Here is a 541-nt window from a genome sequence, read left to right on the forward strand (position 1 = left end):
GGGCCTGGATTACGCTGCGGTGGGCGGGGTGGTGGCGCCAGTGATCTGGTCCCAGATGGCGAAGCGGATGGTCATCTCGACGCGGTAGTGGGCGGCGGTCATCAGATGGCGGCGGGGCCGGATGGGGTGAGATGTCGCTGAACGCGGACAGGAACCGCTGTGTTCCGCCGACGCTGCGGAAGCCCTTCATGGCACGCTCGCGCTGCCGGGTGGGCTGGTGGGAGTTCTCGGCCCGGTTGTTCAGGCCCTTGTATGAGCGGTGTTCCACGGAGGGCATCGCCTCGCGGTGGGTCGCACTGTAGGAGCGCAGCTTGTCGGTGACCACCACCCGCGGCACCGAGCAGGCCTTCTTGAGCAACCTGCGGAAGAACCGCCGGGCCGCAGCGGTGTCCCGCTGGTTCTGGACCAGGATGACGAGCACGGTGCCGTCGGCGTCGACGGCCCGCCACAGGTACTTTTGCTCGCCGTTGACCCTGAGGAAGACCTCGTCCAAATGCCACTATGTCCCCGGGCCGGGGCCGCCTGCGGCGCAGGCCGTTGG

Annotated in this window: 1 pseudogene; it reads right to left on the minus strand. The window is 68.4% G+C overall.

The window, feature by feature from the left end:
• Window positions 1-9: 9 nt before the first annotated feature.
• Window positions 10-541: pseudogene (locus CCN42_RS38460) on the minus strand (IS6 family transposase); the annotation flags it as partial.

The organism is Streptomyces glaucescens (assembly GCF_002154375.1).
Taxonomy (GTDB): domain Bacteria; phylum Actinomycetota; class Actinomycetes; order Streptomycetales; family Streptomycetaceae; genus Streptomyces; species Streptomyces glaucescens.